This window comes from Vibrio sp. B1Z05 (genome assembly GCF_052955985.1).
On the sequence record NZ_CP130464.1, the window covers coordinates 343,649 to 365,767 of the forward strand.

The following is a 22,119-nucleotide window of genomic DNA, read 5'->3' on the forward strand; positions in this document are numbered from 1 at the left end:
ACTGCGTTAGAATTTTTGATTATAGAATAACTACTTATCGAAAAACCCCACCTTGTTCTTGAGTATTTTTCCTGTGTTATTTCTGATCACTTACTTAGAGTGATTAGTATAGCAATTACAAATACGCTCTAGAGCGTTTTTCTATTCGATTAAACAGGCGTGACAGTGCAAAGCACAAACAGAAATACACAACGCCAACAATCAGCCAAATTTCAAAAATCATGCCTGATGAATTGGCCATCTCTGTGCCGACAAAGGTCATCTCTTGTATGGAAATTAACGAGACAATCGAAGTGTCTTTGACCAGAGAAATGGTTTGTCCCGCCAAAGGTGGTGTAATGGCGGTGAGCACCTGCGGGCCAATCACAAATCGATATTTATCAAGCCCAGAAAGACCCAACGAGTCGGCCGCTTCCCACTGTCCTTTAGGTATGCTTTCAAGGCCGCCGCGAATCACTTCCGCTATGTAGGCCGATGACAATAAGCCAATGCAGATCACGCCCGAAGCTAAGTTTTCCCACAAATTAGCTGGGCCAAATAGAAACTGCTGTACGCCATTAAGGTCGCCTTGGTGCTCACGAAGCAGGCTTTGTAAGCCAAGTAGCGGGATCAGTTGATTGGAGATAAAGAAGTAAAAAATGAACACAAACACCAAAGGTGGAATGTTGCGTACCAACTGAATAAACAGCAGTGCTGGCGTTTTGAATAGCGCCAGTTTTGAATGCCTCGCAATGCCAAGTAAGGTGCCAAAAGAGAGTGCGAGCACCATGCTCCAAAGACTTAGGCGCAGTGTTGCCACTAGGCCTTGGAAGAAGTAGGGGAGCTTGCCCTCAGAAGGAGGAACAAAAATCAAACGTATAGCGTCTTGCCATCGCCAATGGTAATTGATGCCGACAGCGGAGCGGTAATATAGCCAAGCGAGGAATACACCCATAATTGCCAGCAAGACACCGTCTAATAGATTGAGGCTCTGATACCAATAGCGCTTGCTAGTGGGGCCTGTTGCTTTAGTGGATACTGCTGCTTTAATGGGTGTGTTGCGTCTGCTCACGTTATTCCTAGTATTAATTGCTTTGTATGGCGTTGTTTTAATTCAGTATTAAGTGAACTGTGCTCACTATTAACAAGCACGGTTCACTTATTGATCAGCCTACTGGCCTTGAGCCACTTGATCTTGCCAATCTAAAGTCGAGAACCAGTATTCATAGCGCTCTTTGAGCCAACCATCTTCAGTGCGATCTTTGATCCATTGGTTAAAGAATTCTGCTTTATCGGTTTCACCTAAACGTACCGCAAAGGCTTCATTGCCTTGTGATAGTCGCTCAGTAAACGGAATAAACAATGAGTCCGAGTGCCTGATGGCTTCCTGCTCAGGTTTAGGGCTGGATGCAATCACGGCCTGTGCATTGCCATTTAGCACTTCTTGAAAGGCTTGGGCTTCATCATCAAATTGAAGAATCTTCGCTTTAGGGAAGGTTTCACGCGCCACTTGCACGGTAACGGCGCCGCGACGAGCCGCTATTTTGATGCGGCGAGAGTTAAAGTCTGACACTTTATTAAAGCCCTTCGCCAGCTCTTTACTGGCTGCTAATTGCACTCCAGAGTGCGAGTAAGGGTCGGTAAACAGAACGCTTTTTGAGCGAGCTTCGGTAATGGATAAACCGCCGATGATCACATCAAACTTTTGTGAGAGTAGTGATGGAATAATGCCGTCCCAAGCGGTTGGCACAAACTCTACTTTCCAGCCAGAATCGGCGGCCAAGCGTTTCGCAACATCAATTTCAAAACCAATTAGATCGCCTTGTTTATTGCGCATTGCCCAAGGGACAAAGGTCGACATGCCAACTCGCAAAGTGCCTCTATCGTTTATTTTGTCTAAATTTGGTGTAGCTGTGTTTTGCGTATTAGTGGCAAATGCAGGCAAGCTGACAGCGAGTGTCAGGAGTGCCGTAATGGCGGTTTTAAATAGCTTCATGCTGAGTCGTCCTTATTGGGTTCGCCAGTTAGCGCCAAGCTTATGTTCTAACCAAGCGGCAATGGCAGAGAGTGAAAGAGTTAGCGCAAGATAAATGATGGCCACCGAGAACCAAATCTCAAACGGCATCGCGGTTTCAGAAACAATGTTTCTGGCTTGAGTGGTTAGGTCAAATACAGCCATAACACTCACTATAGAAGAGTTTTTAATCAGCGAAATCACCTCATTGGTTAATGGAGGTAATGTTCTTTGAATCACTTGTGGCAGAATCACATCCCAAAAGGTAGATAGGCGGGATAAGCCGAGAGAGTGAGCCGCTTCAAACTGCCCACGAGCAATGCTGTTCAGCCCCGCTCTAAAAATCTCCGCAGTATACGCGCCTTGGAACAGTGCCAGTGCCAATACTGCGGTGCTGAATCTATCCAGCCCAATGACGGGGCCAAATACAAAATACAAAAGATAAATTTGCACAAGCAACGGGGTGTTACGAATCAGTTCCACATAGCTGGTGGCTAATGTTCTGCCCACCACAGAATTGGAGTTTCTTAGAAGCGCGGTCACTAAACCTATTCCTAGCGTGGCCACGAGAGCAATCAAAGAGATCTGTATTGTGACTAGTAATCCGTCGAGCAATTCGGCAGACCACCACTGGCCATCTTCATAGATAGCAATGTAATCCGGCACTCTATCCCATTGCCAGTGATAGCCCATAGCCTGTGCGCCCGAATTCAATATCCAAGTGACTGCCGCCGCCAGAACAATGATTTGCAGTATGGCAAACAGGGTGGGTTTAATAATACGCCCAAACATCAGTAGCTTAAGATCTGCTTGAGGAAAGCTTGCGTGCGTTTGTGTTGCGGGTTTTCAAACAATGCCTGCGGACTATTTGATTCCACTATTTGTCCCTCATCCATGAAAATAACGCGGTCGGCGACTTTTTTGGCAAAGCCCATTTCATGAGTCACGCAAACCATAGTGATTCCCTCTTTGGCAAGATCGACCATAACATCAAGCACTTCATTGATCATTTCAGGATCAAGGGCTGAAGTGGGCTCATCAAATAATAATAGCTCAGGCTTCATGCATAAAGAGCGTGCAATAGCGACGCGTTGCTGTTGTCCGCCAGAAAGTTGTACTGGATATTTGTGTGCTTGCTCTTGAATATGCACGCGCTCTAGATAGTGCATCGCCACTTCTTCTGCTTCTTGCTTACTTTTCTTTAGAGTGCGAATGGGCGCAAGAGTGAGATTTTCAAGAACCGTTAAATGCGGGAATAGGTGGAAGTGTTGGAAAACCATCCCCACCTTGCCGGGGTTTTTAAACGGGCAGGGTAAGGTATGTTCAAGCACGCTAAGCTCACCGCTATCAAAAGGCTCAAGCTGATTGATGCAACGAATAAGCGTTGATTTACCGGAGCCTGACGGGCCACAGATCACAACAATCTCGCCTTTGTGGATTGATAAATCGATGTCTTTTAGGGCGTGAAAATCGCCGTACCACTTGTTAAGCGATTGGAACTTAACCATACCTTGTTGATTATTCAAACTATTAGTCATTGGTAGTGCATGTGTCGATCACCTTATCAATTTAGCCACGGCAATGCACATAAATTTGACGACATTGGTAAGAATAAATATAGGGCTTTATGGGATGTTTACACCACTTAATGGTTAACCCTCATATTTTTAAAAGTTTATTAGGCAGACAACTGAGTTTTTGCATGATCAACCAAGTGCCTTTGATGTTGCAAAGGTGCTTGGTTTTATCCATGAGAGTAAAAATCGTCAGTCTCTCTTTTTGCTAAGCGTTGAATGTCGTTATTTCGTGCAATTTAGCAAAGTTAAATTCAGGAAATGAAGGTCTGTTAGTTTTTATTGTTATTAAACAATAGGTTAGTAATTATGATATTACAGTACTTGTACATCAATATTATTCAAATCGGAAATGTTATGTTATAACGTCCGACCTAATTATTTGAACTCTATCACATTTAATGAATATCAAAGCAACTGAAAACACCAATGACGAGCGTTATCTGCTGGCGATGTCTGCACTCAATCGAGTGTTGCTGGGCACGGTAGGGCTTTGCGTTTTATGGTTGGCAATTAAATGGGCGATCTCTCTAGCATGATTCACTTTAATGATTTAGTCATTGGCTATCAGAACAAAGCAGTGTGTCACTCCATATCCGGTCAGGTAAAGCTAGGTTCTTTATCTGCCATTGTAGGGCCGAATGGGGTAGGTAAATCAACGTTATTGAAAACACTCTGTGGGTTAATTCCTGCTATTTCAGGTAGCACAAGCCTAGAAAATATAGACAAAAAAGGCATTGCTTGGTTGCCGCAAAAATCAAACATTGATCAGGATTTTCCAATCAATGTGTTTGAAGTGGTTTCTATGGGGTGCTGGCCGAGAAAAAGCATTTTTAGACGTTTGTCGAAAAAAGACATGCAAAACGTCGATTGGGCACTAGAACAAGTCGGGATTACCGAGCTTAAAAAGACCAGCATCAATCGCTTATCCGGTGGGCAATTTCAGCGTATGTTATTTGCCCGCTTATTGGTACAAGATGCGCCAATAATGCTAATGGATGAGCCTTTTGCCGGTATTGATGAAGATACCCAAATGCTGATTTTAAATCTCATTTTAGAGCTTCACCGCAAGGGTAAAACCATTGTGGCGGTGTTGCACGATATCTCAATGGTTGAAAGCTACTTTACCGACATTATCCGGTTGAGTAATGGACAGGCGATTTTTGAACAAAATAACGTAAATCAGGTAACAGACTAACACTATGTCCATTCATATTCTCGATGCGTATTGCCAGTTTGGCTTTATGCGACGCTCACTTGTTGCCTGTGTCGTGCTGTCTTTTAGCTTACCGCCACTGGGCATATTTTTATTATTACGTCGCATGAGCTTAGTCGGTGATGCGCTGTCGCATGCGGTATTACCGGGCGTGGCCATTGGCTACCTGTTTGCGGGGATGTCACTGTTTTATATGGGTGTAGGCGGTTTTATTGCCGGACTATTTGTCGCGCTCACCTCCAGTTGGATCAGTAAGCGAGCCAAACTTAGTGAAGATTCCACCTTTGCCGGACTGTATCTAGGGTCACTTGCCTTAGGGGTGATTTTGGTATCGTACCGCAAGAACAGCATTGATCTATTACATCTACTGTTTGGCTCACTGCTGGCAGTGGATAACGGCGCATTAGTCTTTATTGGCGTGGTGGTGAGCATCACCCTTTTAACACTGGCTATTTGCTATAGAGCGATTGTTTATGAGTCCTTTAACTCAAGCTTTTTCTCTATTTATTCCAGTCGCTATTCCATCTATATCCATGCCTTATTTATGGGGCTGGTGGTATTAAATCTTATCGCAGGTTTTCAGGTGCTAGGCACGTTAATGTCGGTGGGCTTAATGATGTTGCCAGCCATTTCAGCGCGATGCTGGACTGACCGATTACCGCATATGCTGATGATTTCGATTGTGTTTGGCATGGTCAGCTCACTACTTGGTTTGAGCTGGTCTTGGTTCCAATCCATACCGGCAGGACCTGCCATTATTTTGGTCGCTATGTTTATTTTTATTCTGTCTATTTTCTGTGGAAGCAAGAAAGGAATGCTTCGACAGTAATGGATGTCATTACTTATTAGGAAACCCCCAATGAAACTATTAAAAATTGCAAGTGTCACTTTGGCTCTTGCAGCAAGCAGCACCGCTATGGCCGGAACAGTCAATGCAGTAGCGAGCTTCTCTGTACTGGGTGATATCGTGCAGCAAGTTGGCGGCGAACACGTGCAGGTAACCACTTTAATTGGCGCTGAAAGCGACCCTCATTCATTTTCTCCTGCACCACAAGACAGCGTGACTTTAAACAAAGCTGACGTTGTATTTGTTAGTGGCTTGGGCTTAGAAGGTTGGATGGATCGCTTAGTCAAAGCATCTGGCTATAAAGGCGAGGTAGTGACTGCATCTAACGGCATTCAAACTCGTAGCATGATTGATGATGGCGAAAAAATCATTGATCCTCACGCATGGAACAGCATGGCAAACGGTGTAACGTACGCCACTAACGTAATGAATGCGTTGATCAAAGCTGATCCGGAAGATGCGGGTTACTTTAAGCAACACGGCGAACAATACATCAAACAATTGTCTGATCTTAATGCTTGGGCCGAGACAACGTTGAACGCCGTTCCAAGAGAAAAACGCAAAGTGCTGACTAGCCATGATGCGTTTGGTTATTTTGGCGCGCAATACAATGTGGATTTCCTTGCACCACAAGGCTACTCAACAGAGTCTGAAGCCAGTGCTCAACATATTGCTGAACTTATCAATCAGATCAAATCTGAAGGAGTAAAAGTTTACTTTATGGAAGACCAAACCGACCCGCGCTTAGTTAAGCAAGTGGCGGCGGCAAGTGGCGCCAAAGAGGGTGGTGAGCTGTACCCAGAAGCGCTGTCTTTGACTGACGAGGCAAATACTTACGCGAAAGCCTTTAAACATAACGTAACTGTTATCGCTAATAGCATGAAGTAGGCACAATATGCATCCTATCAAACCGACATTTCGAACTGTATTAGTTACCCTGTTGCTGTGGCTATTTTGCCAGTCAGCAGTGGCTCATCCGCACTCGTGGATAGATACTAAGACGCAAATACTAGGTAATAGCCAAGCTATTGATGGTTTTAAGATGGAATGGACGTTTGATAGGATGACGACTGCGTATTTGTTCGATGGTGAAGATATGTCGCCCGAGCATCGACAACAGACGTTGAACACTATTTCAGCCTCTGTGATTGATAACATGCGACCTTCCCATGACTTCACTTATTTGGATGAAGGTAAACACTCTTTCAAATATCAAGAAGTCACCGATGCGAAGTTAAAGGAAGTCAAAGGCAAAGCGATTTTGAGCTTTACCTTGCTGTTAAAGAAACCTTATCTATTTGATGGCAAAAAGCTCGCTTTGCGCATTTTTGATCCTTCTTATTACGTGGATATGTCTTGGCGAGCCGCTAGTGACGTACAATTTGCCAGTACTCTTGCGCCTTATTGCTCTTCATCTTTGATTGAGCCGCATCCAACGGCTTCGCAAGTCAATAAAGCCATGTCGATACCCGTTGACGCCACTCCTGATACCCAATTGGGCAAAGTATTTACCCAAACACTGAGCTTTAGTTGTAAACATGGACCGTTGCCAAAATGAAAATAAATAAAATCACTCCCCTTGAGGCATCGCAGCCGATTTTTCAACAAAAGCCACTATCTGCACCACTAGCTCAAGCAAAAGTAAGCATGTCTAAATCTATGCTGGTGATTGCTGTCGTACTGGCACTTGTTGTTGTGGCGTTATGGTTTTTGTGGCCAGTCATTTTACTGAACAGCATCCATCTGCAAAAAGAGTCATTGGATTATCTGACGGAGCAGTTTTATAGCGGTGATAGCAAAGCTGATTTTATTATATTAGGCGTGTGCTTTTTATATGGAATATTGCACTCGTTAGGTCCCGGCCACGGTAAAGTGGTGGTTAGCACCTATTTGGCAACCAATGAAACGCGACTTAAAGCGGGCATCTTTATCACCATGTGTTCTGCGGTTGTGCAGGCGCTTGTTGCGGTAGGTTTGGTCAGCACGTTTGTTTTTGTGTTTCATCAAACTATGCGCAAGCTTAATACCACCGTCAGCGAATTAGCTACTTACAGCGGCGTATTGGTGGCTCTATTGGGCATTCAGCTTATCTATAGCGCGGTTAAGTATCTGTATGCGTCGAGTAAAGCCAATCAGCATCATCAACATGGTGACAACTGTGCTTGCGGGCACAAACACTCAGCGAATGCTGCTGAATTAAATACTATCTCGAAGCCGAAGGAGTACTTAATGATTATCTTGAGTATAGGGTTAAGACCGTGCTCTGGAGCTATCTTAGTGCTGTTCTTTGCAAACTTAACGCATCTGTATTGGCTTGGGGTCATTGGCGCTTTTTTAATGGCGATAGGCACTGCTATAACCACGTCCAGTATCGCTTTTTTAACGGTCACCGGACGCAAATTTATCCAGTATTACACCAAATCAACACGTTCTAGCATCAGTGTTGTATTGCCGACATTAGTGAAATGTCTGGCCGGACTATTTTTGATCGTGCTTGGGGTGCTACTGATAGTGATACCTAGCTATGGAATGTCACCGATTTTTTCATAGTGGTTCTGTAAGCCTTCTATTGGCGCTACTTTAATACTTTTTATATGCAGCCTCTTTGTGCATCTCTTTTCTAAATAGTATTGAAGTGGCGTAACGCCTTAAACCTTTCATCGATTATTGAGAACCTACTCACATAACTCTCTTGTGATTGAAATAATTGAACTTTCTCTGAAAAATAAACCATTCAAATCCCAAAATACAACTAAACTTTTCCTGTAGTACAGCTTAGCTGTGCCCCCCAAAACTTAAGGTATTTTTCATAGAAGGACTTATGAATGAAAAAGGTTGTATTAACGTCAACACTCGCGCTGATGACCTCTATGGCTTTAGCTACTGAACAAGCGCCGCTACCGCAGACAGTATTTAAAAATGTGGATATTTTTAATGGTACAGAAAACAAATTGTATGAAAACCATCATGTTTTGATTGAAGGGAATAAAATCAAAAGCATTTCTGGTGACGAAATCACTGTCCGTGACGATGCACTTATAATTGATGGTAAGGGCAAAACTCTAACCCCAGGTTTTATTGAAAACCACGCTCACTTAATGCTGATGGGCCCAAGTTTGCCGGCGATGGAGTCAGGTAAAACCTGGGAAGACTTTGCTATACACGGCTCGCGCATGGCGCAAATGTATCTTATGCAAGGCTTTACCACAGTGCGAGATGCTGGCGGTGCAAATGGTGGCCTGCGCCGCGCCATCGATGCAGGTGAGATTATTGGACCGCGCTACTATCCGTCAGGAGCATTTTTGAGTACCCGCGGAGGACACGCTGATTTTGCCAACTATTCGGCGCCGGTAGGTCAAGAGTCGAACTTTACTCGCCTGAATATGGCGCAAGAAGTGGATAGCGTAGGGGATGTTAAAAAATACGCGCGTAATAACTTTCGCATGGGCGCTACTCAGCTCAAATACATGCAATCTGGCGGCGTAGTCTCCGCGTTTGACCCATGGCAATTACTTGCAGGTTCACCAGAAGAGTTATCGGCGGCGGTCGCAGTGGCTGAAAGCTACGGCAGTTACGTAATGGCGCACTCCTACCGTAAAGAAGCCATTTTAGGCGCACTTGATGCGGGCGTCATGTCCATTGAACATGGCTTTTCGTTTGACTGTGAGATTGCCGAGGTAATGAACGACAAAGGCGCGTATATCACCACCAACTTAACCGCTTTTGATCCGGGCCTGATGGATATCCCCGCCATTAAAAACGTTCCTTCGAGTTATCGCAAAGCGAAGTCTGCTACCGAGTCTTTTAAAAACTACATTCCGAACATGAAAAAGTGTCCGGTTAAGCGCGGTTTTCAAACCGACTGCGTAGGCTCTGTCGACGCCTGTAATATCCAAATTGCCTACGAGAAAAAGCTCAATAATGACTTTTTTGGCCCGTATGAATCATTAAAAACCTTGACCTCAATCGGCGGTGAAATTGCCACGCTAACGGGTGATTTCACTAACCCTTACCCAGAGGCAAAATTAGGTGTGATTGAAGTGGGAGCGTATGCCGATGTATTGCTACTGGATGGCAACCCTCTGCAAGACTTTTCAGTGGTGGGCACGGGTGATAAATGGTTTGGTGCGGAAAAACGTGTGGACAGTCCTGAGACCATTCAGCTGATCATGAAAGATGGCGTGATTTACAAAAACACCTTATAGCTTAAATAATAGTAGTTTAAGCAAGGGTAGCTTTAAGCAAGGGTGACTTAGACAAAGGTAAATCAATCTCAGGTTTGTCGACTTGCAAGGTTATGTGTTAGCCAGTCGATAGACCTGCTGATTAGCGCAATGACGTTAACACAGTTATTTAAGGATATAAGTAGTCAACATGGATGTTAAAAAGTGTATTTGTCTTCTATTTTCGTTGTTCACTTTAAGCGTATTTGCCAATAGTGCGATTGCTAGCACTGCCATTACCGTCGATTGGGATAACTTAAGACCCGCAGCTGCGCCCAATCCGATTGTGCTTCCAGAGCTGAGTCGTGAGCATTTAAGTAAAATACAAAACGTATTTACCCTGATGCATTCCACTGAGCCCGCAGATGAAGAACAGCTAACGACGATACTAGCAGAGCTTAAGCAAGATAATATTGATGCCATTGAACTGCTAAATATGCGTGAGGCGTACATTGAAGCGCAAAAGCTCGCCTCACAGTCCCTTACCACCGAATTTGATGGTAAAAACGTGCGCATTCCCGGCTTTTTAGTGCCCATTCAATTCTCTGATGCCATGGTCGCCACTGAGTTTTTATTGGTGCCAGTGGCAGGGGCGTGCATTCATATGCCTCCTCCGCCAGCCAATCAAATTGTGCGAGTGTCATATACTAAAGGCTACGCCATGCGAACGGTGCAATATCCCGTGTGGGTGGAAGGAGTAATGCAATCCTCATTAACCACAGAGGATGTCTATATCGTAGATGGCACAAGCAATATTTCGATGGGTTACCAGTTACAGGCTTCTATGGTGATGGATTACCATTGATAGCAGGCATAAAAGATCCATGACAACAAAAAGCCAGTTCACATGTGAACTGGCTTTCTCTTTATATTCAGCCTAAGCCCCGGTTATGCCTAAACCTAATTAAGCGATCGCAAGCTGACGGTTTGGTTTTTTGATAATGATAGAGAGCACAATCGAAATCAGAATAAGCGCCAACATTACGTGGAAGGTGGCTAAGAATCCGCCAAACAGTGAGGCAATAACCGAACCTGCAAAACTGCCAATACCAAAACCTAGGTAAATTAAGCCGTAGTTTTTCGCAACATGTTCTAAGCCAAAGAAGTCGCTCACCAAAGACGGATATACGGTGATGGTTCCGCCAAAGCTAAATGCAATACAGGCCAGTGACCAATAGAAGGTATTTTGTGTTGGCGGAATGAACATTAGAACGCTCACCCCGGCAAGGCAGATAACCAATGCAATGGTAATCACATACACGCGTGTAATTTTGTCAGACAGGACTCCAAGTACGACACGTCCGCCTAAGTTGGCAACGGCGATCACAGAGACGGCAGTTGCGGCGATGTCCATGGATAGGTGTACGTAGTTTTGACCGATGTCTTTGGCAATCCCGATAGCGTACAAGCCCGACATACATACCGTGGTAAACATCAGTGCTAGCATGTAAAACTGAGGTTTCCTAAGCACTTCTTGCAGAGTTAAATGGTGATGAGATTCGGCATTCGCGGTGTTTTGCGCAGTTTGTTTTGGCGCATCTTTCACTAGCATAGCGCCAATTAACACGAGCACCATAGCGGTGACGCCCCATACTTCAAATGAGTACGACAAGCCAAAGTGTGTCAGTGAATACATATTAATGTATTTAAAGCCCAGACTACCCAAACCGTACGCGCCAATCGCGCAGGCAGATGCAATGCCTTTGTTGTTAGGGAAAAACTTAATGCAGTTGGTGAGGGCCAATAGATAGCCAGTACCGTCAGCAAAACCCACTAAGAAACCCGCACACACATAAAGCGCAGTTAAGCTAGAAGCAACAGAGGTAAGGTACAGACTCGCCCCAAGCAACAGCCCAGAAAATGCGATGACTTTTTTGATGCCAAAGCGTTCTTGCAGTTTACCCGATAGCGATGATGCGACTGCTAGTGCAAGGCTGAGCAGACCAAATGAGAACGCCACTTGCTTAACGGGTTCGTCCAACTTGTCTGCCAGATGGGCGTTAAATAAGCTCCATGTGTAAACAGAGCCTAATGCAAATTCAATTAAAACGGTGCCGAGTAACGTCGACCATTTGTCGCGAGAGCGAAGAGTAGTGCTCATGAGATGCCTCAAAAATAAATCAATTGCGTGTAAATTAAGAGATTATTTTTAAGGCTTCAATGGCAAGGGGATGATAGAAAATGAACTGTATCAATGTGAGAATGAAATGCAAAAATACGGAATGAATTACAAGCCCATACGTTCACGAAACTCTTTGATATTCGAGCGACTCACTGGAATTTGTGTTGCTACGCCTTTGCATTTCAAACGATAAGTACCGCTGTGCCAAGGGGTGATCTCTTCTATTTTTTCTAAGTTTACCCAATAAGAGCGGTGCGCTTTAAAGAATTTAGCATTATCGACTTTCTCAACAAATTCACTGAGCATCATCGGCGAGGTAAACGCGCCGTGTAGGGTTTCAATATCGGTGATTTTACCGTTGGCTGAGGCAAACAGAATATCATTGACTTCAATGACTCGAATACGGCTACCTTGATACAGATTGACGCTGCTGTCAGAGGCTGGATTCGGTGCGTCGCTACCAGCTAATTCAGTGGTGAGCTTATTCAGTGTTTTTTCGACGCGATCTTCGGTATAGGGCTTGAGCAGGTAATCAAAGGCTTCGATTTCAAAGGCCTCAGCTGCGTGCTCTTTATAGGCGGTAGTAAAAATAATCGCAGGCTGAGATTTAGAGTTATACAGGCTTTTAGCCAAAATCATGCCGTTGATTGAAGGAATATTAATGTCCAAAAACGCCACATCAACCTGTGTGGATTGCAAAAATTCCAATGCCTGTAATCCATCGCTAAATTCAGCAATGATGTTTAAGTCGCTGTATTTGCGAATTAAGTATTTAAGCTCTTCACAGGCTAAATATTCATCTTCTACTACGATGGCGGTTTTCACAGTGTTGCTCCCAATGGAATAGTGAATGAGATTTGAGTACCGGATACTGGAGACTCTGGATTTTGAAGCCCCTGATCTTGAAGCTCCTGATCCTGAAATAGAGAATTAAGGCGCTGAATATCTAAACCTTGACCATACAAGAGTTTAATGCGCTGATGCACATTATTTAAACCGATGCGTTTTGAATCTAAAGTGCCGGCTTGCACGCCATCTATTACGGTTTGTGGTATTCCTACGCCATCATCACAGACGGTGATTTTAACGCGATCATCTTGCTGTTTTACCGAAATGCTTACCGTGCCGCCGCTGCCTTTTGGCACTATGCCGTGGCCGATGGCATTTTCCACTAACGGCTGAATAATCAAAGGTGGCACAGAGACAGCCACATCATCGATATCAAATTGTACGGTTAGCTTGGTACCAAAGCGGGCTTTTTCAATCGATACATAGTCGTCGACTTGTTGCAGTTCAGCTTCAAGTGGAATCATTTCTGCCACGTTCTCAAGGTTAAAGCGCATAAATCCGGCCAGTTTACCGACCAAATCGCGAGCTCTATCTGGTTCAATACGAATAAGTGTTGAGATGGCATTTAAGGTGTTGAACAAAAAGTGCGGATTTATTTTATTTTGCAGTGCACCAAACTCAGCTTCATTGGCCATCACTTTAAGTTGTTCAACTTTAGCCACTTCCAACTGTGTGGAGATAAGTTGTGATAAACCAATCGCCATTTCATGTAGCGATAGAGTAATTTGGTGGGGCTTACTAAAGAAGATTTTCAGTGTGCCCGTGACTTGTCCATTTTCGGATAATGGGATAATCATCAACGAACGAAAGGCATGCTCACGGATGTCGTTACTTTCTATGATGGTGTTGTTTTGAATCGCTTTTAAGGTCATCAAACTGACCTGAGTGTGATGATTATAAAACTGCTCTTCACCATAACCCACATACACCTGCACATCTTTAGTATCAGTAATTGCCACCGCATCGGCATAGGTTTCGGCGCGAATAATATCGCATACTTTCTTTAGGGCATCGCCCGTATTTTGGCGAATGAAAGGTAGGGTTTGGTTCGCTACTTTTAATGCTTGCTTGGCTTGATAAGCCGCGACTTTGTCTTTTTCACTTTCGGTATCTTGTAGCCACTTAATAATCAAACTTACGCACAAAGCGCCAATGATCATAGGTAGGGCAATGGCATGCACAATCGAATATGCCAGCACTTTATCGTCATTTAGAATGAGAATTAACCCCATGGTCATTACTTCACATATTGCGGCGACCAACACGCCATATTTGGCATAGTGAGCGTAATTGGCTCGAATATGTACCCATGAGGCTAACAGCCCCGCCGTTACACTGGTGATAAGGCAAGGAATCGAAGAGGGGCCATTTAGATCAATAAGATAACGGTGCACACCAGAAATTAACCCTACAGGGATACCAACCCAAGGGCCAAACAAAATACCGCCAGAAACAATAGAGATAATACGCACGTTCACCAGCGAACCTTCGACATTAACTCCGGTATAAGTGCTGAAAATTGCAAATAGGGTAAAAAACAACGTCAGTATGGTCAGTTCCATACTACTGCGGCTTTGTTTCGTAATGATGGCCTGAAAAATTTGCGTATGAGTCAGAAAATACAGTGCCATCAACAGCAAAGAGGCTCGCTCGACGACCGCCAGTAACATCATCAGTTGTTCAATATACATTGTTCAAAGCACTTGGTTGAATATGGCTCGCGATTTTAACGTTAGGCTGTTTTTTTAAGCAAGGATGAAGCCTTGGCAATTATTGAAACTTAAAACCCGATTTTTGCGTGTGGTTTGGCCGATAAAGCAAATCGCGCCAGAATTTAGGTTATGCATTCTGAATTGTTCGAGTTACTGCGCTTTATGCAGCGGTAATTACATGATTTTATTTACATTAATTCAATGTTCCCTAATTACACCTGTATCACAGTTTCACGAGGCAATTCGGCATAGGGTACAAGCCTTGTGTGGCGGGCTGTTTAAGAAATGGAAACTAATAATACCGTCTACACATTCGTATGCGATGTGATGCAATGGAGGATGTATCAGTTAACGTCTGAATATTAAAGAAAATTTGCGATAGATATGAGTATGAAAATCAAAAGTGTGTTTGAAAAAAGTCGCCAAGAGCTCTTGGATATGGGGTTGCGTGGCAACACACTGCTTAGCTTAGGTAAGGGTGCTAAGGTTTTAGAAATTGTGGATGAAAAATCCACTCAGGTTTTTGATACTTTGGTGAATAAGAGTCGGGAAATGAAATTCATTGCCGCTCCTGATGCTTTAGAAGATGAAAATTCACCTTTGTCATTGAGTGAATTGACCGAGCATCTGCAAGGCAGTGTTGGCGATAAACGCCACGAAGATAATTCACTGCAAACTCAATTATTTCGCCGCAGTTTAGATACTCGTCTACTTAAAATTCACTCAGAAGCGCTCACTTATGTGCAAGAGCAAGGTGTGGATCTTTTGTATATTGCCACCGGCTTTTTGCAATGGTACGAAGACGACCATTCTAGTAAAGCCCGTTACGCTCCGCTGATTTTAATTCCCGTTAAACTGACCCGCGCAGAAGCCGGTGATGCATTTAAGCTTAGATACACCGAAGCGGATCTGGGTACCAACTTAACCCTTGCAGCCAAACTCAAAATGGATTTTGCCATTGAACTGCCTAAATGTGAAAGCGACGATGGCGAGTTTGATTTACAGCACTATTTTGAGCTAGTCAGCGAAGCGGTAGCAAAAGAAAAACGCTGGCAGGTGGTGAGTGACAAAATTGCCCTGAGCTTTTTCTCTTTTGGTAAGTTTCAGATGTACCAAGACCTGTCTGATGAGGCGTGGCCTGATGGACAAAAACCGTCAGAAAATGCCGTGATTCAAAAGCTATTCGGTGGCGGTTTTGAATCTGACAGCACGCGTTTAGATTCCACGCCCATGGATGTTAATAAAGCCGAAGCCATTCAATTGGTGCTTGATTCCGATTCTAGCCAAACTGAAGCGGTATTAGCGGCTAAATCTGGCGCGAACCTTGTAATTCAAGGGCCGCCGGGGACAGGTAAATCGCAAACTATCGCCAATATTATTTCGCAAGCCTTAGCAGACGATAAAAAAGTGTTATTTGTGGCTGAGAAAATGGCCGCATTAGATGTGGTAAAACGACGTTTAGATAATTGCAATATTGGTGATTCGGTACTTGAGCTTCACTCGCACAAAGCCAATAAAAAAGCGGTGTTAGGCTCTCTTGAAGAGACTTTACTGCAAAAAGCGCCAGTGACCCCTCAGCGCAGTGATGATATCCAAAAATTGGTGGCGTTGCGCGCCCAATTGGATAACTACAGCAAAGCGGTGAATACGCCGATTGCCGATACTGGCGTTAGTTATCAAGTGGCACTAGGCCATTCATTGCAAGCTGAGCAACACCTGCAAGAGTGCGACATTGATAAAACCCTATTACCTGAAATCACGCCAATTATCAGTCAGTGGTCAAAAAGCCAATACAAACAAGCGCTGGGCAATATTCAAGAGTTAGTGGATTACCTGAGCGCGCATGGCTCGCCAATGGACAATGCCTTTAACCCGACTACCTTGTGTGAAGCCTCACCGGCACTGCTTTCCAGTAGCAAAACACTGTCATCAAAGCTGGTGGAAGCAAAACGTCAGTTAATTGAACAGGTTAAAACCTTAGCAAGCAGCGCCAATCTTACCTTACCTATAGAGTCATATAGTGATGCCTTAAAAGCGCTTGCTTCATTGCAGATGATTGCCTCAAAGCCAAATTTACAAGGCTTAAATAGCGATACTTCAAAGTGGTCACAACAGGGCGAAGCGATTTTACAGTTTGCCGAGCAAGGCTTGTCGTTGCAAACGGATAGACAAACCCTAGAAAGTGAGTTTGTCGATGCGGCATTTGATTACGATTGGACAGCGCTTCGCGGCACATTTTCCACCACAGGTAAAAAGTGGTGGCGCTTCTTATCAGGCGACTTTAGAAAAATGAAGGCCAGTTATGCAGGATTAAGAAAAGACGGCTTAAAGGGTGATGTCAACGACTGGCTTAATGCGATTGATGCAATGCAAGATTTTGAATCTAAGCAGAAGAAATTTGTTGAGTCGGCGCAGGTGGCAATTGCCGTTATTGGTAGCCACTACCGAAACTCAAATACGGATTGGGGCTCACTACTTGAACCTTTGCAGTGGTTGTATCAAGCCACTACCGCGATTAATGAACAGCGCATTGACCCTAGTGTAGCAAACGTTTTTGATGCGCAGCAAAGCCCAATATCGCAAGGGCAAATGGATACTGTCAATGAGCAACTTGCCACTCATGATGCTTTGCTTGAGGAGTTGTGTATTGAACTGCAAATGGATGTCGAAGCCTTTACTGAGCAGCTAAGCCTGCGCTCTATGCAACAGCTAAAAATATTGCCAATTGAGCTAGACGCTTTGTATGAATTGGTGCGTTTTAACCGTATTAGCGCAAGATTAGATGAACAAGAGTTATCCGCTTGGAGCATACTTGCTCGTACTTGGCAGAGCGAACCGGAGTCCTTATTACTGGCGTTCCAATATCAGTTCTACTCGCAACTTGTGAATGAGGTGTATGAGCAAGAACAAGCGATCAGTGAATTTGACCGAGTAGGGCATGAGCACTGCATCGAACAGTTTAGAGTGATAGACAAACAGCTGTTTGGTTTTGCTCAAGAGAAATTAGTGGAAGACTTATACGCACGTTTGCCAAATCCAAGCGCTCGCGGTGAGGTGGAAACGCTGCGCCGAGAGTTTAATAAAAAGCGCAGACACCTGCCAATACGTCGCCTACTTAATCGTTCGGGCAGAGCCATTCAGCAAATTAAACCTGTGTTTATGATGAGCCCGATGTCAATTTCGACCTATCTTGAGCCGGGCAGTATTGAGTTTGATTTGGTGGTATTTGATGAAGCGTCACAGGTAAAAGTAGCCGATGGCTTAGGCGCAATATTGCGCGGCAAACAAGTGATTGTGGTCGGTGATACTAAGCAGATGCCACCCACTAGCTTCTTTGGTCGTCAGTTCACTTTAGATGATGAAGAAGCCGAAGAGAGCTTAACAGCGGACATTGAAAGTATTCTAGGCATGTTCTTAGCCTCTGGTGCACCGGAAAGAATGCTGCGCTGGCACTACCGTAGTCGCCACGAATCATTGATTGCCGTCTCTAACCAAGAATTTTATGACAATAAGCTGATGATCTTCCCATCATCGGGCATTAATCCGGATGCAACAGGATTGACGTTTAACTACCTGCCTGAAACCACTTATGATCGAGGTGGCGCGCGAGTCAACGTTGGTGAAGCGCAAGCGGTTGCCAAAGCGGTGATTGAGCACGCCACAACAATGCCACATCAAACATTGGGCGTGGTGGCGTTTAGTACCGCGCAACGTGACGCGATATTGCTTGAAGTCGAGCGATTGCGTAAAGAAAATCCGCAGTTGGAGCATTTCTTTGCTCACCATCCCGAAGGCGAAGATTTCTTTGTGAAAAACTTAGAAAACGTGCAGGGTGATGAAAGGGACAGTATCTATATCAGTATTGGTTATGGTAAGACAGCCGAAGGGCGTTTGCCAATGAGCTTTGGCCCAGTTAACTCAGCTGGGGGCGAGCGCCGTTTGAATGTATTGATCTCGCGCTCTCGTCTGGCAATGCAGGTATTTTGTAACTTTAAATCAGAAGAAATGCCGACCACAGCAGAATCGCCATTTGGCGTGCGCGCATTAAAGCATTTCCTACATTATGCTGATACCAAGCAACTGATTCGCGCTGAGGAAACCGGGAAAGAGCCGGATTCTCCGTTTGAAGAAGAGGTGATTTCCACCATTCGCAGCCTTGGTTTTAGCGTACAACCGCAAGTGGGTTGTGCGGGATTCTATATTGATATTGCGGTGCGCGACCCAAGTAAAGAAGGGCGCTACATGTTGGCGGTTGAATGTGATGGCGCAACCTATCACAGCTCAAAAAGCGCCAGAGATAGAGACCGTATTCGTCAAGGTGTGTTAGAAGGGCTTGGTTGGCGTTTCCATCGTATTTGGAGTACTGACTGGTTTAGAAATCGCCATAAAGAGTCGCAACGTTTGGATGATGCACTGCGCTCCGCCAAGGCATATTATGCCAATTTTGATGAGCAAGTAGTCAAGCCAAAACCTGCGCAAAAACCCGCGCCTAAAGCCAGTATTGAGCGAGTGGAAAGCCAAGTTGAAGTAGAACAATCTGGCGCAACTTATGCAGTGGCTGACGTGCAAAATCTGTATTTAAAACCGGGTAATACCATTCCTGAAATGGAGCAGTATCAACTGGCTAGTGACATAGAAACGGTATTGAAAGTAGAGTCGCCAATGCACGCTAAACATTTGGCGATACGCTTGTTGTCAGCACTCGGTACGACCCGTACTGGCGCGCGTATTATGCGCGCTATCGGGGATGCGTTACAGGAGTTGCAATACACGGGTAAACTCCATGTTGACGGTGATTATGTGATTTATCACGATAAAGAAACCAGCGTGCGTAATCGCAAAAACTTGCCGAACAATGAACGTAAGTTTGACTTTATTTGTGACGATGAAATTGCATTAGCGGCAGTCGATACTGTTAATGATACTTTCTCTATCCCACATGACGATTTGATTCGTGGTGTGACTGAAGTGCTAGGCTTTTCAAGTACCAGTCAAGCGATGCGCAGTAAAGTAGAAGCGGTGCTGGTGGAATTGGTGAATGCGAAGAAAATTAGTCTAACGGGTGATACCTACCGCATGCCACATGCGTGATTTACTGCTCTAAATCCTGGATCACTATCTAAGCCACGACTGCTTACTAGAAGGCTTGAGTTACACTGTAACTCAAGCCTTTATTTTTTATAGAGTACAGTTACCGTAAGTCAGTGATCGTTCGGCCATTGGCCAGCGTATCCCCAACTTCAGCGCCATTGATCATCTGCCCCAAAGGCGACTGTGGCGTAATCACCACCAGTTTGCCGTTATCAACTTTAAACCCACCACAAACAGGCAACAGCCAGCAAGTCATGCCATTATCGAGGGTGACAATGGCACCCAGTGATATCTCGTCAAGATCGTCGAAGTCACGCAGTACCAATGCGTTAAGGCGGCTGATCATAGCATCGCAATCGGCGACGCGTTGCGATTGTCCGTGAGCGAGGTAGGCAGCTTCAATTGCTACTGTGTCATATTGAGTCTCAGCGACGCTTTGTTCATGAGTGGCATCACCGTGCGCACTATCTGCCGCTTTTAATGCGTTGAGACGCTGAGCATGCAGCACTTGCAATAGATCTTGGCGTAGGGGTTCTTTGTCAATCAGAGGGGTGTCAGTCATAGTGCGCTAGTGTGAAGTAAAAGCGTATGGTAACGAAAAGTGAGCAAGTGTGCGATATGAATAAGCTTGAGGCGATAAAAAACAACCTGCCACTGATAAAGTGACAGGTTGCCATAGAGCATAACGACTAGAAATTATTTGTCAGCGCTGGTTGAGCCGATTTTATGGATAGCAAGGTCAGCACCAATAAATTCGTCTTCTTGGCTTAAACGTAAACCAAATAGCTTGTTGATGATGCCGTATACAATGAAACCACCAACGATTGCGACGATAACGCCGGCAACAGTACCAATGATTTGTGAGATAAGGCTAACGCCGCCTAGACCACCTAGCAGCGGTGAGCCAAAGATACCCGCAGCAATTGCGCCCCATACGCCACACAGTCCGTGTAACGGCCATACACCTAGCACGTCATCAATTTTTGTGCTGCGCTGTAATTTGGTAAATACCCAAACAAATAGTGCGCCTGCAATACCGCCGACAACAAATGCGCCAACAGGATGCATGATGTCTGAGCCTGCACATACTGCAACTAAACCGGCTAATGGACCATTGTGAATAAAGCCTGGGTCACTTCTGCCTACAACAAGCGCAACGAGCGTGCCGCCTACCATCGCCATTAAACTGTTTACCGCAACCAGTCCATTCACACCGTCTAAGGTTTGTGCTGACATGACGTTAAAGCCAAACCAGCCAACAGTCAGAACCCAAGCACCAAGCGCTAGAAACGGAATGTTAGATGGAGCAAAAGCAATGCCTGGTTTACGGCCGCGACGAGAGCCCAGTAGATAAATCGCCACTAATGCCAACCATCCGCCCATGCCATGCACCACGACAGAGCCTGCAAAATCATGGAACTGTGCACCAAATTGGTTCTCTAACCAGGCTTGGAAACCAAAGTTACCGTTCCAAATGACACCTTCGAAAAATGGATAAACAAAAGCGACGATAAGTGCCGATGAAAATAGAAACGGTTTGAACTTGCTTCGCTCTGCGATACCACCAGAAACAATGGCAGGAATCGCGGCGGCAAAGGTTAGTAAGAAAAAGAACTTAACCAGTTCATAGCCGTGGTTTTGTACTAAGGTGTCGGCACTGACAAAAAAGTTTTGTCCGTAAGCAATTTGATAGCCAATCACAAAATAAGCCACGGTTGCCAGTGCAAAGTCGGCCATGATTTTCACTAAGGCATTGACTTGGTTCTTATGACGCACTGTGCCCACTTCTAAGAAAGCAAAGCCTGCGTGCATCGCAAGAACCATGATGGCACCAAGAAGGATGAATAAAGTATCTGCGCTCTGCGCAACGGCACCAATTGCCTGACTAATGTTGTCCATAATTTGTATCCAGATGAGTGTCTAATTTCTGGATTTATTACTGCAAAAAACGTTCCAGTTTTTGGCTTAACTGAATAAACAGTACAGGTTTTTGCGAAAACCGTGCAAAACCTGTTCAATGTGCTGTTTTTGTCGGTATAACAAGATAAAAAGTAGTGGAGTAACGCTCTTATGTTGTGCAATCAAACATAGATAATGTGATGTGGTGCATTGTTTTGGTGCATAAGTGTTGTGTTAGCACTAAATTGGTGCGCTGTAATGGTGCGCGGGTAAGATGTTTTATGGTGCAGGGATATTAATACCAATCGTACTAAATAACTGATCATTCTAGCTTGTTAAAATGCTCGATAACGGCGTTAGAATTTTTGATTGTAGAATAACTACTTATCGAAAAATTCTGCCTTGTTCTCGAGCATTTTTCCTGCGCTAGCTCTGATCACTTACTTAGTGTGATTGGTATAAGCCGAACCTCAGTTCAAGTTTGCTACATAAGCAGTAAATAGAATCAAAAATAGAGGGGATAGAAGGGGATAGAAGAAGGGATAGGACAGAAACAAAAAACCCTAGTTAATAGATTAACTAGGGTTTTAGTA

Annotated in this window: 18 protein-coding genes; 9 read left to right on the top strand and 9 right to left on the bottom strand. The window is 44.5% G+C overall.

The genetic code is table 11. From position 1 onward, the window contains the following. Nucleotides 1-115: 115 nt before the first annotated feature. The 4 genes from QV280_RS14385 to QV280_RS14400 all read right to left on the bottom strand — a co-directional run bounded on the left by QV280_RS14385 (nucleotide 116) and on the right by QV280_RS14400 (nucleotide 3,531). A complete protein-coding gene (locus tag QV280_RS14385; protein WP_172972812.1) occupies nucleotides 116-934 on the bottom strand; it encodes an amino acid ABC transporter permease in 819 nt (272 codons plus the stop codon). Nucleotides 935-1,150: 216 nt separating this feature from the next. Further along, nucleotides 1,151-1,975 carry a transporter substrate-binding domain-containing protein gene (locus QV280_RS14390; RefSeq protein ID WP_152820650.1) on the bottom strand — a complete coding sequence of 275 codons (825 nt, stop codon included), beginning with the start codon at nucleotides 1,973-1,975 and terminating at the stop codon, nucleotides 1,151-1,153. A gap of 12 nt (nucleotides 1,976-1,987) precedes the next feature. Then, nucleotides 1,988-2,785, bottom strand: coding sequence for an amino acid ABC transporter permease (locus tag QV280_RS14395; RefSeq protein ID WP_023403568.1), 798 nt, complete (start codon nucleotides 2,783-2,785; stop codon nucleotides 1,988-1,990). After that, a complete protein-coding gene (locus tag QV280_RS14400) occupies nucleotides 2,785-3,531 on the bottom strand; it encodes an amino acid ABC transporter ATP-binding protein (protein ID WP_023403569.1) in 747 nt (248 codons plus the stop codon). Before QV280_RS14400 ends, QV280_RS14395 begins: the two co-directional genes overlap by 1 nt. A gap of 437 nt (nucleotides 3,532-3,968) precedes the next feature. On the opposite strand from QV280_RS14400, the gene QV280_RS14405 reads away from it, so the two are divergent. The 8 genes from QV280_RS14405 (at nucleotide 3,969) to QV280_RS14440 (ending at nucleotide 10,658) form a co-directional block, all read left to right on the top strand. After that, a complete protein-coding gene (locus tag QV280_RS14405; protein ID WP_172972809.1) occupies nucleotides 3,969-4,106 on the top strand; it encodes a hypothetical protein in 138 nt (45 codons plus the stop codon). Then, a complete protein-coding gene (locus QV280_RS14410) occupies nucleotides 4,085-4,765 on the top strand; it encodes a metal ABC transporter ATP-binding protein (protein ID WP_023403570.1) in 681 nt (226 codons plus the stop codon). The genes QV280_RS14405 and QV280_RS14410 overlap by 22 nt, the downstream gene beginning before the upstream one ends. 4 nt (nucleotides 4,766-4,769) lie before the next feature. After that, nucleotides 4,770-5,612 (top strand): metal ABC transporter permease, encoded by an 843-nt coding sequence (locus tag QV280_RS14415; RefSeq protein WP_023403571.1) that lies wholly within the window; start codon nucleotides 4,770-4,772, stop codon nucleotides 5,610-5,612. A gap of 30 nt (nucleotides 5,613-5,642) precedes the next feature. Continuing rightward, a complete protein-coding gene (locus tag QV280_RS14420) occupies nucleotides 5,643-6,518 on the top strand; it encodes a metal ABC transporter solute-binding protein, Zn/Mn family (RefSeq protein WP_023403572.1) in 876 nt (291 codons plus the stop codon). Nucleotides 6,519-6,525: 7 nt separating this feature from the next. Then, nucleotides 6,526-7,188: a DUF1007 family protein gene (locus tag QV280_RS14425; protein ID WP_152820652.1), complete on the top strand. Its 663-nt coding sequence runs from the start codon at nucleotides 6,526-6,528 to the stop codon at nucleotides 7,186-7,188. After that, nucleotides 7,185-8,180 (top strand): nickel/cobalt transporter, encoded by a 996-nt coding sequence (locus QV280_RS14430; protein ID WP_152820654.1) that lies wholly within the window; start codon nucleotides 7,185-7,187, stop codon nucleotides 8,178-8,180. The genes QV280_RS14425 and QV280_RS14430 overlap by 4 nt, the downstream gene beginning before the upstream one ends. Before the next feature lie 275 nt (nucleotides 8,181-8,455). Further along, on the top strand, nucleotides 8,456-9,835 hold the full coding sequence (locus tag QV280_RS14435) for a metal-dependent hydrolase family protein (RefSeq protein ID WP_152820656.1): 1,380 nt from the start codon (nucleotides 8,456-8,458) through the stop codon (nucleotides 9,833-9,835). 169 nt (nucleotides 9,836-10,004) lie between these two features. Continuing rightward, nucleotides 10,005-10,658, top strand: a complete 654-nt coding sequence (locus QV280_RS14440; protein ID WP_152820658.1) for a DUF3299 domain-containing protein — start codon at nucleotides 10,005-10,007, stop codon at nucleotides 10,656-10,658. A gap of 99 nt (nucleotides 10,659-10,757) precedes the next feature. On the opposite strand, the gene QV280_RS14445 is transcribed toward QV280_RS14440, so the two are convergent. From QV280_RS14445 to QV280_RS14455, 3 genes are all read right to left on the bottom strand, one after another. Further along, nucleotides 10,758-11,954 (bottom strand): OFA family MFS transporter, encoded by a 1,197-nt coding sequence (locus QV280_RS14445; protein WP_152820660.1) that lies wholly within the window; start codon nucleotides 11,952-11,954, stop codon nucleotides 10,758-10,760. A gap of 126 nt (nucleotides 11,955-12,080) precedes the next feature. Beyond that, on the bottom strand, nucleotides 12,081-12,800 hold the full coding sequence (locus QV280_RS14450; protein WP_367869566.1) for a LytR/AlgR family response regulator transcription factor: 720 nt from the start codon (nucleotides 12,798-12,800) through the stop codon (nucleotides 12,081-12,083). Then, entirely contained in the window at nucleotides 12,797-14,515 is a 1,719-nt protein-coding gene (locus QV280_RS14455) for a LytS/YhcK type 5TM receptor domain-containing protein (protein ID WP_152820662.1), read from the bottom strand. Before QV280_RS14455 ends, QV280_RS14450 begins: the two co-directional genes overlap by 4 nt. A gap of 411 nt (nucleotides 14,516-14,926) precedes the next feature. Between QV280_RS14455 and QV280_RS14460 the strand changes: the two genes are divergently transcribed. Next, a complete protein-coding gene (locus QV280_RS14460) occupies nucleotides 14,927-19,627 on the top strand; it encodes a DUF3320 domain-containing protein (RefSeq protein ID WP_253912549.1) in 4,701 nt (1,566 codons plus the stop codon). A 100-nt stretch (nucleotides 19,628-19,727) separates the two neighbouring features. Here the strand turns inward: QV280_RS14460 and QV280_RS14465 are convergent, their stop codons facing one another. Next, the gene (locus tag QV280_RS14465; RefSeq protein WP_253912550.1) at nucleotides 19,728-20,189 is read right to left on the bottom strand and encodes a GreA/GreB family elongation factor; all 462 of its coding nucleotides are present in this window, start codon (nucleotides 20,187-20,189) and stop codon (nucleotides 19,728-19,730) included. Between the two features lie 134 nt (nucleotides 20,190-20,323). After that, on the bottom strand, nucleotides 20,324-21,526 hold the full coding sequence (locus QV280_RS14470) for an ammonium transporter (protein WP_152820666.1): 1,203 nt from the start codon (nucleotides 21,524-21,526) through the stop codon (nucleotides 20,324-20,326). Nucleotides 21,527-22,119 lie beyond the last annotated feature (593 nt).

What these genes read in the sequence shown, in the direction of transcription:
- QV280_RS14385 (WP_172972812.1), bottom strand. Translation starts at nt 934, where the DNA reads ATGGGTGTATTCCTCGCTTGGCTATATTACCGCTCCGCTGTCGGCATC.
- QV280_RS14390 (WP_152820650.1), bottom strand. Translation starts at nt 1,975, where the DNA reads ATGAAGCTATTTAAAACCGCCATTACGGCACTCCTGACACTCGCTGTC.
- QV280_RS14395 (WP_023403568.1), bottom strand. Translation starts at nt 2,785, where the DNA reads ATGTTTGGGCGTATTATTAAACCCACCCTGTTTGCCATACTGCAAATC.
- QV280_RS14400 (WP_023403569.1), bottom strand. Translation starts at nt 3,531, where the DNA reads ATGACTAATAGTTTGAATAATCAACAAGGTATGGTTAAGTTCCAATCG.
- QV280_RS14405 (WP_172972809.1), top strand. Translation starts at nt 3,969, where the DNA reads ATGAATATCAAAGCAACTGAAAACACCAATGACGAGCGTTATCTGCTG.
- QV280_RS14410 (WP_023403570.1), top strand. Translation starts at nt 4,085, where the DNA reads ATGGGCGATCTCTCTAGCATGATTCACTTTAATGATTTAGTCATTGGC.
- QV280_RS14415 (WP_023403571.1), top strand. Translation starts at nt 4,770, where the DNA reads ATGTCCATTCATATTCTCGATGCGTATTGCCAGTTTGGCTTTATGCGA.
- QV280_RS14420 (WP_023403572.1), top strand. Translation starts at nt 5,643, where the DNA reads ATGAAACTATTAAAAATTGCAAGTGTCACTTTGGCTCTTGCAGCAAGC.
- QV280_RS14425 (WP_152820652.1), top strand. Translation starts at nt 6,526, where the DNA reads ATGCATCCTATCAAACCGACATTTCGAACTGTATTAGTTACCCTGTTG.
- QV280_RS14430 (WP_152820654.1), top strand. Translation starts at nt 7,185, where the DNA reads ATGAAAATAAATAAAATCACTCCCCTTGAGGCATCGCAGCCGATTTTT.
- QV280_RS14435 (WP_152820656.1), top strand. Translation starts at nt 8,456, where the DNA reads ATGAAAAAGGTTGTATTAACGTCAACACTCGCGCTGATGACCTCTATG.
- QV280_RS14440 (WP_152820658.1), top strand. Translation starts at nt 10,005, where the DNA reads ATGGATGTTAAAAAGTGTATTTGTCTTCTATTTTCGTTGTTCACTTTA.
- QV280_RS14445 (WP_152820660.1), bottom strand. Translation starts at nt 11,954, where the DNA reads ATGAGCACTACTCTTCGCTCTCGCGACAAATGGTCGACGTTACTCGGC.
- QV280_RS14455 (WP_152820662.1), bottom strand. Translation starts at nt 14,515, where the DNA reads ATGTATATTGAACAACTGATGATGTTACTGGCGGTCGTCGAGCGAGCC.
- QV280_RS14460 (WP_253912549.1), top strand. Translation starts at nt 14,927, where the DNA reads ATGAAAATCAAAAGTGTGTTTGAAAAAAGTCGCCAAGAGCTCTTGGAT.
- QV280_RS14465 (WP_253912550.1), bottom strand. Translation starts at nt 20,189, where the DNA reads ATGACTGACACCCCTCTGATTGACAAAGAACCCCTACGCCAAGATCTA.
- QV280_RS14470 (WP_152820666.1), bottom strand. Translation starts at nt 21,526, where the DNA reads ATGGACAACATTAGTCAGGCAATTGGTGCCGTTGCGCAGAGCGCAGAT.